The 14,551-nt window shown below is 39.1% G+C and carries 20 protein-coding genes and 2 tRNA genes; 21 read left to right on the top strand and 1 reads right to left on the bottom strand.

All coding sequences use genetic code 11. From position 1 onward, the window contains the following. The 20 genes from smpB to AB3I00_RS00235 all read left to right on the top strand — a co-directional run bounded on the left by smpB (position 1) and on the right by AB3I00_RS00235 (position 13,333). On the top strand, positions 1–465 hold the full coding sequence (gene smpB, locus AB3I00_RS00140; protein ID WP_002292799.1) for an SsrA-binding protein SmpB: 465 nt from the start codon (positions 1–3) through the stop codon (positions 463–465). Positions 466–765: 300 nt separating this feature from the next. Next, positions 766–1,485 (top strand): F0F1 ATP synthase subunit A, encoded by a 720-nt coding sequence (gene atpB / locus AB3I00_RS00145; protein ID WP_002300474.1) that lies wholly within the window; start codon positions 766–768, stop codon positions 1,483–1,485. 52 nt (positions 1,486–1,537) lie between these two features. Beyond that, positions 1,538–1,753 (top strand): ATP synthase F0 subunit C, encoded by a 216-nt coding sequence (atpE, locus tag AB3I00_RS00150; protein WP_002292797.1) that lies wholly within the window; start codon positions 1,538–1,540, stop codon positions 1,751–1,753. A gap of 90 nt (positions 1,754–1,843) precedes the next feature. After that, complete coding sequence (gene atpF / locus AB3I00_RS00155; RefSeq protein WP_002292796.1) at positions 1,844–2,368, top strand: F0F1 ATP synthase subunit B; 525 nt, start codon at positions 1,844–1,846, stop codon at positions 2,366–2,368. After that, complete coding sequence (locus tag AB3I00_RS00160) at positions 2,355–2,897, top strand: F0F1 ATP synthase subunit delta (RefSeq protein ID WP_002292794.1); 543 nt, start codon at positions 2,355–2,357, stop codon at positions 2,895–2,897. Before atpF ends, AB3I00_RS00160 begins: the two co-directional genes overlap by 14 nt. Before the next feature lie 22 nt (positions 2,898–2,919). Continuing rightward, positions 2,920–4,476, top strand: coding sequence for a F0F1 ATP synthase subunit alpha (gene atpA / locus AB3I00_RS00165; RefSeq protein ID WP_002292793.1), 1,557 nt, complete (start codon positions 2,920–2,922; stop codon positions 4,474–4,476). A 13-nt stretch (positions 4,477–4,489) separates the two neighbouring features. Further along, positions 4,490–5,392: a F0F1 ATP synthase subunit gamma gene (locus AB3I00_RS00170; protein WP_002292792.1), complete on the top strand. Its 903-nt coding sequence runs from the start codon at positions 4,490–4,492 to the stop codon at positions 5,390–5,392. A 22-nt stretch (positions 5,393–5,414) separates the two neighbouring features. After that, positions 5,415–6,821 (top strand): F0F1 ATP synthase subunit beta, encoded by a 1,407-nt coding sequence (gene atpD / locus AB3I00_RS00175; protein WP_002289006.1) that lies wholly within the window; start codon positions 5,415–5,417, stop codon positions 6,819–6,821. Positions 6,822–6,834: 13 nt separating this feature from the next. After that, positions 6,835–7,257, top strand: a complete 423-nt coding sequence (locus AB3I00_RS00180) for a F0F1 ATP synthase subunit epsilon (RefSeq protein ID WP_002289005.1) — start codon at positions 6,835–6,837, stop codon at positions 7,255–7,257. 396 nt (positions 7,258–7,653) lie between these two features. Then, the gene (locus AB3I00_RS00185) at positions 7,654–7,884 is read left to right on the top strand and encodes a DUF1146 family protein (protein ID WP_002300479.1); all 231 of its coding nucleotides are present in this window, start codon (positions 7,654–7,656) and stop codon (positions 7,882–7,884) included. Positions 7,885–7,983: 99 nt separating this feature from the next. Next, positions 7,984–9,285 (top strand): UDP-N-acetylglucosamine 1-carboxyvinyltransferase, encoded by a 1,302-nt coding sequence (gene murA, locus AB3I00_RS00190; RefSeq protein WP_002308580.1) that lies wholly within the window; start codon positions 7,984–7,986, stop codon positions 9,283–9,285. 12 nt (positions 9,286–9,297) lie between these two features. Then, entirely contained in the window at positions 9,298–9,474 is a 177-nt protein-coding gene (locus AB3I00_RS00195; RefSeq protein WP_002292789.1) for a DNA-directed RNA polymerase subunit beta, read from the top strand. A 131-nt stretch (positions 9,475–9,605) separates the two neighbouring features. Further along, positions 9,606–9,902 (top strand): membrane protein insertion efficiency factor YidD, encoded by a 297-nt coding sequence (gene yidD / locus AB3I00_RS00200; protein ID WP_368024567.1) that lies wholly within the window; start codon positions 9,606–9,608, stop codon positions 9,900–9,902. Between the two features lie 179 nt (positions 9,903–10,081). Then, positions 10,082–10,552 carry an N-acetyltransferase gene (locus AB3I00_RS00205; RefSeq protein WP_070770005.1) on the top strand — a complete coding sequence of 157 codons (471 nt, stop codon included), beginning with the start codon at positions 10,082–10,084 and terminating at the stop codon, positions 10,550–10,552. 81 nt (positions 10,553–10,633) lie between these two features. Next, positions 10,634–11,518, top strand: coding sequence for an ROK family protein (locus tag AB3I00_RS00210; protein WP_368024568.1), 885 nt, complete (start codon positions 10,634–10,636; stop codon positions 11,516–11,518). Positions 11,519–11,628: 110 nt separating this feature from the next. Then, positions 11,629–11,865 carry a DUF2969 domain-containing protein gene (locus AB3I00_RS00215; RefSeq protein ID WP_002316425.1) on the top strand — a complete coding sequence of 79 codons (237 nt, stop codon included), beginning with the start codon at positions 11,629–11,631 and terminating at the stop codon, positions 11,863–11,865. Between the two features lie 87 nt (positions 11,866–11,952). Continuing rightward, positions 11,953–12,033 (top strand) — tRNA-Tyr (locus AB3I00_RS00220). A gap of 6 nt (positions 12,034–12,039) precedes the next feature. Further along, positions 12,040–12,111 (top strand) — tRNA-Gln (locus tag AB3I00_RS00225). A 124-nt stretch (positions 12,112–12,235) separates the two neighbouring features. Further along, positions 12,236–12,406, top strand: coding sequence for a hypothetical protein (locus AB3I00_RS00230; RefSeq protein ID WP_002292784.1), 171 nt, complete (start codon positions 12,236–12,238; stop codon positions 12,404–12,406). Positions 12,407–12,625: 219 nt separating this feature from the next. Continuing rightward, positions 12,626–13,333, top strand: a complete 708-nt coding sequence (locus AB3I00_RS00235; RefSeq protein ID WP_002292782.1) for a GntR family transcriptional regulator — start codon at positions 12,626–12,628, stop codon at positions 13,331–13,333. A gap of 58 nt (positions 13,334–13,391) precedes the next feature. On the opposite strand, the gene AB3I00_RS00240 is transcribed toward AB3I00_RS00235, so the two are convergent. Next, positions 13,392–14,036, bottom strand: coding sequence for a YigZ family protein (locus AB3I00_RS00240; protein WP_368024569.1), 645 nt, complete (start codon positions 14,034–14,036; stop codon positions 13,392–13,394). A 126-nt stretch (positions 14,037–14,162) separates the two neighbouring features. Here AB3I00_RS00240 and AB3I00_RS00245 point away from each other — a divergent pair, with 126 nt between their 5' ends. Further along, positions 14,163–14,450: a hypothetical protein gene (locus AB3I00_RS00245; protein ID WP_002400548.1), complete on the top strand. Its 288-nt coding sequence runs from the start codon at positions 14,163–14,165 to the stop codon at positions 14,448–14,450. Positions 14,451–14,551: the final 101 nt, after the last annotated feature.

The following is a 14,551-nucleotide window of genomic DNA, read 5'->3' on the forward strand; positions in this document are numbered from 1 at the left end:
ATGCCAAAAGGCGAGGGAAAACTAATTGCACAAAACAAGAAAGCTCGCCATGATTATTCGATCATCGACACGATGGAAGCAGGGATGGTCTTGCAAGGAACGGAGATCAAGTCGATACGAAACAGCCGGATTAATCTGAAAGATGGATTTATTCGCGTCCGCAACGGGGAAGCTTTCTTGCATAATGTTCATATCAGTCCTTATGAACAAGGAAATATTTTTAATCATGATCCGTTGCGCACGAGAAAACTATTATTGCACAAGAAACAAATCGTTCGTCTTGAAAACGAATTGAAAAACACGGGAATCACTGTTGTTCCTTTAAAAGTCTATATTCGTAACGGCTATGCCAAGGTATTGATTGGTCTGGCAAAAGGGAAAAAATCGTATGATAAACGGGAAGATTTGAAACGAAAAGATATCGATCGGCAAATTGATCGAACATTAAAAAATTTCTCTAGATAATTTCATTATCCTTTTTCGCATATTCGGTGCTTTTGCTTTTACTTAATGATAAAATTTGTTAGCATTTAATCTGATAAAATATGATATCACAGGTTTTTTCTTAGATCAGGAGCACCGTGCATGGGGAAAAATTCGCTTCGTTTTTGACTGAAATAAAAAAGTGTCTAATTTTCATGAAAATGTTTTGAATTTTCTGTTTCATGGTGGTATGATACCGTGTGGTTAGAAACCGATTGGAAAAAACCAGATACGCACATGAATTGATTTTATGTGAATTTCGGGGAAAAGAGGTGAAATGGATTGGATGAACGCTCGCTAACGTTCCACATTGGACCAATTTGGTTTGATGGTACAGTTTGTATAATGGTGTTACTGACCTGTTTGATTGTTTTCTTCTTAGCTTACTTTTTTACAAGAAATCTTAAGTTGAAACCAACAGGCAAACAAAATGCGATAGAATGGGTCATTGATTTTAGTCGAGGAATCGTAACAGATAATCTGCCTAGAAAAGAATTGAGCAATTTCCATTTGTTGGCATTTACATTGTTTTTATTTGTTTTTGTTGCAAACAACATCGGTTTAGTAACAAAAATCGTCTTACCTAACGAAACAACACTTTGGAAAAGCCCGACAGCAGACCCGTTTGTTACTTTAACTTTGGCATTTATAATGATCTTACTTACTCACTTATTCGGGGTGAAAAAGTTAGGCTTCAAAGGATATTTCGTAAATTCGTTCTTGAAACCCTATAGTTTTATGTTTCCGATGAAACTGATTGAAGAATTTACAAACTTATTAACACTTGCTTTACGTCTTTATGGGAATATTTATGCGGGGGAAGTTTTGCTAACCTTGATTGCAAAAATGATGACAAGCTTAGGCTGGTTCTCATTACCATTAGCAATTCCATTAGAGATGGTCTGGATCGCGTTCTCCTTGTTTATTGGGAGCATCCAAGCATTTGTCTTTGTTACTTTGTCAATGGTTTATATGAGCCATAAGATTGAAGTAGAAGAATAATACTCGGTTAAAAAACAAACTACTATTTATCTATTTTAGGAGGAAAACAATTATGAATTATATCGCAGCAGCAATCGCAATCATGGGAGCAGCAATCGGAGCCGGTTATGGTAACGGTCAAGTTATCTCTAAAACAATCGAATCAATGGCTCGCCAACCTGAAATGTCTGGTCAATTCCGTACAACAATGTTTATCGGGGTAGCTCTAGTTGAAGCTGTTCCTATCTTAGGGGTAGTTATCGCCTTGATTCTAGTTTTTGCCGTTTAATTGAATCAGTATTAAGGCAGAAACAACATCGTTTGTTACTGCTTTTTTACATGGAAACTAGAAATACTCCAAAGAAAGGAAGGCTCGCCTATGCTGAATCAATTGGCAATTGCAGAAGTTGGCAATGCGATGTTAGGTAATATCATCGTTGTCAGCGGCTCATTTTTGATACTACTGGCTCTCTTGAAGCACTTTGCTTGGGGACCAATCAGCGATATTTTGAAAAAACGTGAAGACAAGATCGCCAATGATTTAGATTCTGCAGAACAATCTCGCATCAACTCAGCGAAAATGGAACAAGAACGCGAACAACAATTGTTAGCCTCTCGTTCTGATGCAGCTGATATCATCAAAAATGCGAAAGAAAGTGGAGAATTAAGCCGCCAAAATATTTTGAAGGATGCTCAAGAAGAAGCAGCTCGTCTAAAAAGCAAAGCCCAAGCTGATATCACTGTAGAACGTGATTCAGCGCTGAACTCTGTAAAAGACGACGTTGCAGAACTCTCTCTTCAAATCGCGGAAAAAATCTTGAACAAAGAATTATCTCCAGAAATGCATGAATCATTAATCAATCAATACATTGAAGGTCTAGGTTCTTCAAATGAAACTAGATAAATATACAGTAGGAAGACGTTACGGGAAAGCTTTATTTGAACTGGCGATCGATTCAAATCAAGCAGAAGAAATCTATCAAGATCTCGTAAGTTTACGTCAAATCTATGAACAAGTACCTGGATTAGGAAATATGTTAAGTGATGTTCGTCTAGAACCTCATGAAAAACGAGAAATCATGGACAAGCTTGTCAGCGGTTATGATGGGATCGTTAAAAACTTTTTAGAAGTTGTTTATGAGTATAACCGAATGGATGACCTTTTGTTCATGATCGAAGAATATGAACGTCGATATGATGAACATCAAGGGTTACTATTGGGAAGTGTCACAACAGCAGTCCCACTTTCAGACGAACAACGAATACAATTAGAAAAGAATGTTGCAAAAACAATGGACTATCAATCAGTTGAATTAAAACAAATCGTTGATTCTTCTATTATTGGTGGCGCGATTGTTGAAGCCAACCATCGAGTAATCGACGGAAGCATTCGCACGCAATTAGAAAAAATGCGTAATCAATTAAACAGATAGTACAAAGAGGTAGGTGAATCGAATGGCCATCAAAGCAGAAGAAATTAGTGCCTTGATTAAAGAACAAATTGAAAATTATCAAAACGTGCTTTCAGTCGAAGAAATCGGTACCGTAACTTATGTAGGTGACGGGATCGCTCGTGCACATGGTTTAGAAAACGCGATGAGTGGTGAGTTGCTTGAATTTTCAAACGGCTCATACGGAATGGCGCAAAACTTAGAGTCAAATGATGTAGGTATCATTATCCTTGGCGATTTCGAGTCCATTCGTGAAGGAGATAAAGTAAAACGAACAGGTAAGATCATGGAAGTTCCAGTTGGAGAGGCCTTGATCGGTCGGGTAGTCAATCCGCTAGGTCAACCAATCGACGGACTAGGTGAAATCGTTACTGACAAAGCTCGTCCAGTAGAAGCGATGGCACCAGGTGTTATGCAACGTAAATCTGTTAACGAACCAATGCAAACAGGGCTAAAAGCGATCGACGCCCTTGTGCCAATCGGACGCGGACAACGTGAATTAGTCATCGGTGACCGTAAAACAGGGAAAACTTCTATTGCGATCGATACGATCATCAACCAAAAAGGTCAAGATATGATCTGTATCTATGTAGCAATCGGACAAAAAGATTCTACAGTTCGTACACAAGTTGAAACATTGAAAAAATATGGCGCAATGGATTACACAATCGTTGTGAATGCCGGTGCGTCTCAACCAGCACCATTGCTTTATATCGCACCATATGCTGGTACTGCAATGGGTGAAGAATTCATGTACAACGGTAAACATGTATTGATCATTTTTGATGATCTTTCAAAACAAGCTGTTGCTTATCGTGAACTTTCCTTGCTACTTCGCCGTCCACCAGGTCGTGAAGCTTATCCTGGGGATGTTTTCTACTTGCACTCACGTTTATTAGAACGTGCAGCAAAATTAAGTGATGATCTAGGCGGCGGTTCAATGACTGCTTTGCCATTTGTTGAAACACAAGCTGGAGATATCTCTGCTTATATCCCAACAAACGTTATCTCAATCACTGACGGACAAATCTTCTTAGAAAGCGACTTGTTCTACGCGGGTACTCGTCCAGCGGTTGATGCCGGACTATCTGTCTCTCGTGTAGGGGGTTCTGCGCAAATCAAAGCAATGAAAAAAGTTGCTGGGACTTTACGTCTAGACTTAGCAAGTTATCGTGAATTAGAAGCATTTACACAATTCGGTTCTGATTTGGATGCGGCAACACAAGCAAAACTAAATCGTGGACGCCGTACAGTAGAAATCTTGAAACAAAAACTGCATGCACCGCTAGCTGTTGAGAAACAAGTAGTGATTTTGTATGCCTTGACACATGGATTCTTGGACAGTATCCCTGTAGACAGTATTTTAGACTTCGAACATGAATTATTCGAATATCTGGATACCAATCATTCAGATATTTTTGAAACAATCCGTACAACAAAAGATCTTCCAGAAGAAGAAACGTTGAACAGTGCGATTCAGGAATATAAAGACATGTTCTTAGCTACAAAAGGAAATAATTCCTCTACAGAAGATAAATTGAAATCCATTCAAAATGCATAGTGAGGTGAGATGAATGGGTGCTTCATTAAATGAAATCAAGACACGTATCGCTTCAACGAAAAAAACGAGCCAAATCACGCGGGCAATGCAGATGGTGTCTGCTTCTAAGTTGACAAAATCTGAAGCTTCTTCACAGAAGTTTCAGGTTTATGCAACAAAAGTAAGAGAAATCGTTACGCATTTGACTGCTACTCAGTTAAATGATATTGCCTCAGAAAATCCAAGAGGGGATATCAATTACAACAGCATGCTGCTCAGCCGTCCTGTGAAGAAAACCGGTTATATCGTCATCACTGCAGATGGCGGTCTGGTCGGTGGATATAACAGTTCGATATTGAAACAAACGATGTCTATTTTAGAAGAAGACCACCAATCACCCGATGATTACGTGATGATCGCAATTGGCGGAACTGGTGCAGACTTCTTTAAAGCACGCGGTATCAACCTAGCATATGAGCTGCGCAATTTATCTGATCAGCCAAGCTTTGATGAAGTCCGCAAAATCGTAAATATGGCAACAACTATGTACCAAAACGAAGTATTCGATGAATTATACGTATGTTATAACCATCATATCAATTCGCTAACTAGTCAGTTTCGTGTAGAAAAAATGCTGCCAATCTCAGACTTAGATCCAGAAGAAGCAACGACTTTCGAACAAGAATATATTTTTGAACCTTCAAAAGAAGAAATCTTGTCTCAGTTATTGCCTCAATATGCTGAAAGTTTGATCTACGGTGCGATCGTTGACGCCAAAACAGCAGAACATGCTGCTGGTATGACAGCAATGAAAACAGCAACTGATAATGCTGCTAATATCATTGATGAGCTGACGGTTTCTTATAACCGTGCAAGACAAGGGGCTATTACCCAAGAAATTACCGAAATTGTTGCCGGAGCTTCGGCACTAGAATAGTATTGAGATTGGAGGAAAAAAGATGAGTTCAGGCAAGATTGTTCAAGTAATCGGTCCCGTTGTCGACGTGGAATTTTCTTTAGACCAATCCTTACCAGATATCAACAACGCATTAGTTGTTTATAAAAATGACGAAAATAAATCAAAAGTTGTTCTTGAAGCAGCATTAGAATTAGGGGACGGAGTGATCCGGACCATTGCGATGGAATCAACAGATGGTTTACAAAGAGGAATGGAAGTCATTGATACAGGCAAAGCAATCTCTGTTCCTGTAGGTAAAGAAACATTAGGTCGCGTATTCAACGTACTAGGAGATACGATCGATTTAGAAACACCTTTCCCAGAGGATGCGGAAAGAAGCGAAATTCATAAAAAAGCACCAGCCTTTGACGAATTAAGTACAAGTACAGAAATTTTGGAAACAGGGATCAAAGTTATCGACTTGCTTGCCCCATATTTAAAAGGTGGGAAAGTTGGACTATTTGGTGGTGCCGGTGTTGGTAAAACCGTACTGATCCAAGAACTGATCCATAATATCGCCCAAGAACACGGTGGTATTTCTGTATTTACCGGTGTCGGTGAACGGACTCGTGAAGGTAATGACTTGTATTATGAAATGAAAGATTCAGGAGTTATCGAAAAGACAGCCATGGTGTTCGGTCAAATGAACGAACCACCAGGTGCACGTATGCGTGTTGCGTTAACTGGTTTGACGATCGCGGAATATTTCCGTGATGTAGAAGGCCAAGATGTACTGTTGTTTATCGACAATATTTTCCGTTTCACTCAAGCTGGATCTGAAGTATCAGCCTTGTTAGGACGGATGCCTTCTGCGGTTGGTTATCAACCAACATTGGCAACAGAAATGGGTCAATTGCAAGAACGTATCACATCTACGAAAAAAGGTTCGATTACATCGATCCAAGCCATCTATGTGCCAGCCGATGACTACACTGACCCGGCGCCGGCAACAGCATTCGCCCATTTGGATGCGACAACCAACTTGGAACGTAAATTAACAGAACAAGGGATTTATCCAGCGGTAGATCCATTGGCTTCTTCTTCAAGTGCTTTAGCACCTGAAATCGTGGGAGAAGAACACTATAAAGTAGCAACAGAAGTCCAACACGTATTGCAACGATATCGTGAATTACAAGATATTATTGCTATCTTAGGTATGGATGAATTATCCGATCAGGAAAAAGTGTTAGTTTCTCGTGCCCGCAGAGTCCAATTCTTCTTGTCACAAAACTTTAACGTGGCTGAACAATTTACTGGTCTTCCAGGTTCTTATGTTCCTGTAGAAGAAACAGTGAAAGGATTCCGCGAAATCTTGGAAGGCAAATACGATGATCTTCCTGAAGAAGCTTTCCGAAGTGTTGGCCGAATCGAAGACGTCGTAGAAAAAGCGAAAACACTAGGCTACTAGAAAGGGGTGCCCCATGGATCAATATTTAACAGTAAATGTGGTAACTCCTGCCGGTTTGGTCTATGATCACCATGCAGCTATCGTCGTCGCACGTACGACAGCTGGTGAGCTTGGGATTTTACCTAAACATGCACCGATCATCGTTCCTTTGACGATTGATGAAGTTCGTGTAAAACGGACAGATTCGGATACCCATGTCGATTGGATTGCTGTGAATGGCGGAATCATGGAAGTGCGTGATAATGTGGTTTCAATCGTTGCTGATAGTGCGGAACGTGAACGGGATATCGATGTATCTCGTGCGGAACGTGCAAAACAACGTGCAGAACGCCAAATCGAAGAAGCAAAAGCAAAACAAGATACGAACGAATTGAAGCGGGCAACTGTTGCGTTGCATCGAGCAATCAATCGTATTAAAGTATCTAAGCACTCATAAAATGAGAAGCGGATGTTTATCCGTGTATCAGAGGTTGCGACAGAAGTGGTCAGCTTATTTCCGAAGAAGCTACTTCTGGAACACCGTGAATCAGAGGTCGTGAGCCTGCCATTCAGCTCCGAGTCACAAGGAACAAATTAAAAAACAGGTTCTCATGTTTGATGAATATTGTGGCTTGTGACCGAGGAGTTGGCAGGAGAACACCCTTTATTAGGAATAAAGGACTGAGACAAGACTTTTGTCTCAGTCTCTTTTTTTGCATATTTTTCCCCTTATTTCCTAAAAATGTAAGGGTATACCTCTATTTTTAAGTATACTTGTTTTTCCTTTTATACATTTTATGGTATTATCATTTTATTAGTTATTATAAAAACAACTGTTAGAAAGGACGTCATTATGCAAGTATACGGAATTGATGCGATACTTCGAATTGTGAGTCATTTGGCGTTTATCTACTTAGCCTTTTGGTCTTTACGTTCGTTACGCATTGAGACTTTTTTTAGACCAATGCATAATACGCAAATTAGAATGGCAATCGTACTTTTTTCAATCTTTTTAGGGTACACTGCAAGTAATTTTTTCTTAGAAGTTATCGCTTTATGCCGAAATCTTTTCGTTAGCCTGTAAATTTTAAAAAAAGGTACTATTTTAAAAGGAAGGGTGTTATAATAGAAAAGATTTTGAGTAAGTGTATGCTCATTGGAATTTTTTGGAGGGAACAACAACATGGAAGAGATCATCGTAAGAGGTGGCAATCAATTAAATGGAACAGTAAGAATTGAAGGAGCTAAAAATGCTGTATTGCCTATTTTAGCTGCCAGTTTGTTAGCAGAAGAAGGTATTACGACATTAGACAACGTCCCGATTCTTTCTGATGTCTTCACTATGAATCAAGTGATTCGTCACTTAAATGTAGATGTAGATTTTGATGAACAAAAGAATCAAGTAACAATCGACGCTTCAAGACAATTAGAAATCGAAGCGCCTTATGAGTATGTTAGTCAAATGCGTGCTTCAATCGTTGTGATGGGACCGCTACTTGCTAGAAATGGACATGCAAAAGTGGCTATGCCTGGTGGATGTGCGATTGGTAAACGCCCAATCGATTTACATTTAAAAGGATTTCAAGCTTTAGGAGCAAAAATTATTCAAAAAAACGGCTATATTGAAGCAATTGCAGATGAATTGATCGGTAACACGATTTATTTAGATTTTCCTAGTGTAGGTGCTACTCAAAATATCATGATGGCTGCCGTAAAAGCAAAAGGAACAACCATCATTGAAAACGTAGCTCGCGAACCAGAAATCGTTGATTTAGCAAATATTTTGAATAAAATGGGTGCGCATGTCTATGGAGCGGGTACTGAAACAATGCGTATCGAAGGCGTTGATCATTTACATGCAGTCAACCATTCAATCGTACAAGATCGTATCGAAGCTGGTACCTTTATGGTCGCTGCTGCAATGACAGAAGGCAATGTACTGATTGCTGATGCTATCTCTGAACATAACCGCCCATTGATTTCTAAATTGATCGAAATGGGTGCAGAAATCATTGAAGAAGAAGGCGGAATCCGTGTCATCGGACCAAAACATATCTTACCTACAGATGTAAAAACGATGCCTCATCCTGGTTTCCCTACAGATATGCAAGCGCAAATGACAGCCATCCAATTAGTGGCAGAAGGTACAAGCGTAGTAACTGAAACAGTTTTTGAAAATCGTTTCCAACATTTAGAAGAAATGCGCCGTATGAACGCCCACGTCAAAATCGATGGAAATGTAGCAATCATGGATGGAAACCATGAATTGCAAGGTGCGGAAGTGTATGCAACAGACTTGCGTGCAGCAGCAGCATTAGTTTTAGCTGGCTTGAAAGCAAATGGAATCACACGTGTCCGTAACTTGAATTATCTAGATCGTGGCTATTATAACTTCCATATCAAACTACAAAAATTAGGTGCAGATGTTGAACGTGTAGACATGGATCAAACTCCTGCTGAAAAAACAGCACAAACGATTGCATAAGGAAGTGGATGAATGAGTAACCAACGATATATCTTATTAACTCTGATAAAGATTTTAGTGGTGATCTTATTGCTTATCCTTCTTTTTGTAGCCGGAACGATGATCGGATATGGTGTCATCGGTGGTGGCAATCCATTTAAAGTATTTCAACCCAGCTTGTGGATTCATATTCGAGACTTTTTTCATTGATAATTAATTACGGTGGTTCTAGTCGATAGGAAATGAGCCATGAAGCAGCATAGGATAAAAGAAAACAGAAGGGAACGTTGACTTTAGTCGCGATCCCTTTTTTTAGTAAAAGAAAAGAAGGAATCTAGTTGATGAAGAAGATATTGATTTATTTAGTTAGAGGATATCAGCGCTTTATTTCGCCTGCATTTCCGCCTAGTTGCCGCTATTACCCAACCTGTTCTAATTATATGATAAAAGCAATTCAAACTCATGGTGCGCTAAAAGGGACGGTAATGGGGACGGCTCGGATCTTGCGCTGTCATCCCTTTGTCAAAGGCGGCATCGATTATGTACCTTTGACCTTTCAATTAACGAGAAATAAGAAAGATAAAAAAGAACCAGATTATAAAAAGGTTGTGAAAAATACGGGTAGCACTAAGCAATAAAGAAACAATTTGGAAAATAGCTTCCCATATTTTGCAAAATTGTGAGTGATTGCCGAAGTGCTGGATTTTGAACACCGTCAAAAAAGGTTGTGAAAAATACGAGTAGCACTGAGCAATAAAGAAAAGAGAGAGTGACTATCAAAGTAACGACTTCATGACTACATATATGGAGGTCAAAAATGATCGAAGAACTCAATAAGATAGATGTACCATGGTCCTTGTTATTAGATGCAGATCCTGATAAAGAAAAAGTTCAGGTATATGTTTCAAAGGGGAACGGCTGGATATGGAAAGAAAAAGAAAAAACAATAGGTATACTGATCTATATAGTAAGGGAAAAAGAATTCGAAATCGTTAACGTAGCTGTAGAACCTTCGCATCAAGGAAAAGGGATTGGTGGGAAACTCCTTGAGACAGCTTTTCAGAAGCTTTCACAACTCGCTTCCAGTCAAACTCAGATCATCATACGAACCGGCAGTACTAGCAGTGCTGCGTTACATCTCTATCAAAAAATGGGCTATGTGGAGATTGGTCGAGTCAAAGACTATTTTATCCATCATTATTCTAAACCGATTTTTGAGAACGGAGAACAATTGCGAGATCAAGTGATTTTAGCGATTCACTTACACAAAACCAGCTTTAACGAATAGACTAGTGATCCGAGAAAATGCTTTCAAATACTAAACATATACATTACAATAGCTTTAGCAAGCAAAAAGGAGAATGTTTTTATGGGGATATTAGTTTTTGATTTTGGCGGGTCGGCTGTCAAATATGGTTGTTGGGATAGTAAAGATGTCAAAGGCAAGGGCCAATTTGCAACGCCTGAATCTTGGAAAGAAATGAAAGCGCAATTATTACAAGTCTATAAAGACATGTGTCTTTCTTTTGAGATTGAAGGAATTGGGATCAGCTCACCTGGAGTAGTGAATAATGAGAAACAGGTAATTGAGGGAATCAGTGCGATTCCTTATATTCATGGCTTTAATATTTTTAGAGATTTGGAAACTTTGTTTCAACTTCCGGTAACGATTGAAAATGACGCCAACTGTGCCGGAATGGCTGAGTTTTATGAAGGAGCTGCTCGTGATTATCAAGAAGTTGCTTTTGTCGTGGTAGGAACTGGGATTGGCGGAGCGATGTTCACGAAAGGCCAAATCAATAAAGGTGCACATCTTTATGGTGGAGAATTCGGTTTGATGTTCTTAGAGGGCGATCAGACATTTAGTAAACTTGGTACAGCCGTACAGATGGCTTGGCGGTATTGTGAACGCAAAGGAGTCGATAAGAATACTTATACCGGAAAAGACGTTTTTGAATTAGCAGAAACCGGGGATGAAATAGCAAAAGAAGAAGTTGAGAGTTTTTATACGTACTTGGCAAAAGGTTTATTCAGTATCCAATTTTCATTCGATCCGGAAGTTATCGTATTAGGCGGTGGCGTTTCTGCAAAGGATGGACTCATTGATGAGATCCAAAGTAGAATGAAGAAGTTGACAGATCAATTCGACTTGCATGATTTCGAGCCGCAGATCCTATTGTGTGAATACAGAAACGATGCTAATCTTGTAGGCGCAGCGGCCAACTATATCGCTATAGGTCAAGGGGAGAATTAAGAGCTTTAGAGAAGTCGCCTCTTGTATAAAAGAAGATGAAATGGACAAGAGATTTTTACCTAAGGAATGTTTTATTGTCTGCAATATGATAAAATGTCTGAGAGGTGAAAATGATGTCAAAAAAAAATAAAGATATTGAAGTGCGTATCGAAGAAGTAAAAAAAGATATCAAAGGTAAGAATTATGAAGTCACTCAGTTATTTATAGGGAAAAAAATGATTGGTGAAATTTTAGCCTATGGACCAAAAGAATATGAAATTTTCTTTGGTGAAGAAGATTTTGGGAAAGAAAAAAGTCTTGAAAATGCGATAGAAACAGTGATTCGTCACTGGAATCTGCACGAATAAAAAAATATCAAAAAAACTTTCAATAAAGGGTTGCAAAAATCTGGAAAATTAGGTATTATAACTAAGTCAGGTTGATACAAACCTTTCGGAGGAGTAGCGAAGTGGCTAAACGCGACGGACTGTAAATCCGTTCCTTAGGGTTCAGTGGTTCGAATCCACTCTCCTCCATTTCATTGGGGTATAGCCAAGCGGTAAGGCAAGGGACTTTGACTCCCTCATGCGTTGGTTCGAATCCAGCTACCCCAGTATAGCACAACCGTAGGCTCTCGTAAGTTCGAGAGCTCTTTTTTTTGCTTTGTTACCTTGTTCCTTGAAGATTCTGTCAATTTAAGATAGAGTTAAGTTAACAAAAAGAATTGGAGGGGTCAAAATGAAGTGGAAAGAAAAAGTAGACGAAGCAGCTGAAAAGTTATATGACTTGGTCAAATCAGAAAAATACGATATCGAAGTGAACATTCCTAAAAAAGGCGAAAAAGCAGTCCATGTAAAATCAAAACGCCCAACGAATCATACAAAAAAATGGATGGCTAAAAACCGCTAATAATAACAAAAGATCCATAAATCGGCATTTTCAGCGATTATAGGGTCTTTTGTTATTTTCTCAATTGAATATATCTAGAAAATGGATTCTGTTAATAGGAATGGGAAGAAGGATTTGTACCTACATCATCTGCTTATGGATAGAATCCTTTATCTTTTTCAGTTGTGAATCAGGTATATACCAGTTATAATAGAAGAAACGAAAGGACGGGTGTACGTTATGTCGAATCAATTACCTGTATATATACAGATTCATGACCAATTAAAAAATGAAATCGAACAAGGTATATGGAAAGTCGGAGACCGTCTTCCTTCAGAAAGAGAATTAGCAGTGAAATTCAATGTCAGCCGTATGACGTTGAGACAAGCAATTCAAAACTTGGCAGATGAAGGAATCTTAGAAAGAAAGATCGGTTCGGGTACATATGTTGCGCGAGAAAAAGTACAAGAAAAGATGTCTGGCGCGACAAGTTTTACAGAAATCATGGAATCGCAAAATAGAGTACCGTCTAGTCGAACAATCTCTTACTTTTTGACTTCGCCAAGCTCAAGTGAAATGGAAAAACTAAACTTGAGTAAAGATGACACGATCTTGCGAATGGAACGTATTCGTTTTGCAGACGATGTCCCTATTTGTTTTGAAGTAGCCAGTGTTCCGCAAAAGCTGATCGATGGCTACAGCAAAGCAGAGATTACTGAATCGCTGTATCGCACATTAGAAGAAAAAGGCGGGAAAAAAATCGGTCCAGCGAATCAAACGATCACGGCTGTATTGGCGTCTGAGAAAATCGCAGACTATTTAGAGGTGAAACGAGGAGATGCAGTTCTTCGTTTGCGTCAGATTTCCTATTTTGAAGATGGCACGCCATTTGAGTATGTGCGTACGCAATATGTAGGAAATCGTTTTGAGTTTTATTTGGAAAAATAAAAAAACAGGTGATCCCTGATTCCTTATTCGAAAAAAAGAGAATCAGAATCACCTGTTTTTATCTATGATCAGCTACCAATTGCTCGTGATAAGAAACAGGACCTTCTTCAAATTGGACTTGTCCGTTCAGCAGCTCAATGATGGATTCTTTAAAGCTGTCAGCATTTTTTTCATCCACTGCACAGATGACGATGACTTGATCAGTGTATTGGATTTCTTTTATGAAAAAATGCTGTAGTTCAAGATAATTTTGTAATTTTCCTAGTTGCGGATACGTGATCACAACGGAGATCTCCTGTTGCAAGGTACCTTCTACGATTCCAATGTCGGACAATGCTTGAGAGACCGCATGAGTGTATGCACGTATCAATCCGCCCGTGCCGAGTTTCGTTCCTCCAAAATATCGAGTGACTACTGCAGCTACATTGATCAGTTGATTTTTTTTGAGGACTTCCAACATCGGTACGCCCGCCGTTCCACTTGGTTCGCCATCATCGCTGCTTCGTTGGATCTCATTTTTTTCGCCAATGACGAAGGCACTGCAGTTATGGTTTGCTTTCCAATGTTCTTTTTTGATTTCTTGGATGAAGTTTTTCGCTTCTTCTTCTGTTTCTATTCGTTTAAGAGAACAGATAAAGCGTGATTTCTTGATTTCGATCTCACTTTGTCCATTTTCTTTGATTGTACGATAACGTTCGATCATCTTGTCACCTCTTTTTTTCGGTTGCTTTATTCAGTATAAAGAAAGTTCTAGGTTGTTTCAACACTATAACGGTTGCGCAATTGCTGTAGTATGCGATAATAAAGACAAAGGCAGGTGGATCCGGGGATGAAGGAACGAATGAAAAAGTACGATGCAATTACGCATTATTTGAAGAACAACGGCGGCTCCCAAGTAACATTGACCTTTACCCAATTTGATGAACTGTTGTTTCCCAGTAACGGACTTCCCAAAACAGCCAGGGAAAGCACAGATTGGTGGGCAAATGACTATAAACATCCAGAAAAGGGTGCCTACGGCTGGTTAAATGCAGGCTATGAAGTAGTGGTCATCAATTTGGATAAAGAATATGTCGTATTCAATAAATTAGTGAAATCTAGCTGGCTATTTGATTAAATAAACCGTGTTTAGAAAACGTTGACAAATTTCTTTCTTTTTATATAATAGAGTAACAGACGCTAAGAAAACGTTTGCGTAGTCTGTTTTAAAAAGGAGAG

The organism is Enterococcus sp. C76 (assembly GCF_040886985.1).
GTDB classification, from domain to species: domain Bacteria; phylum Bacillota; class Bacilli; order Lactobacillales; family Enterococcaceae; genus Enterococcus_B; species Enterococcus_B lactis.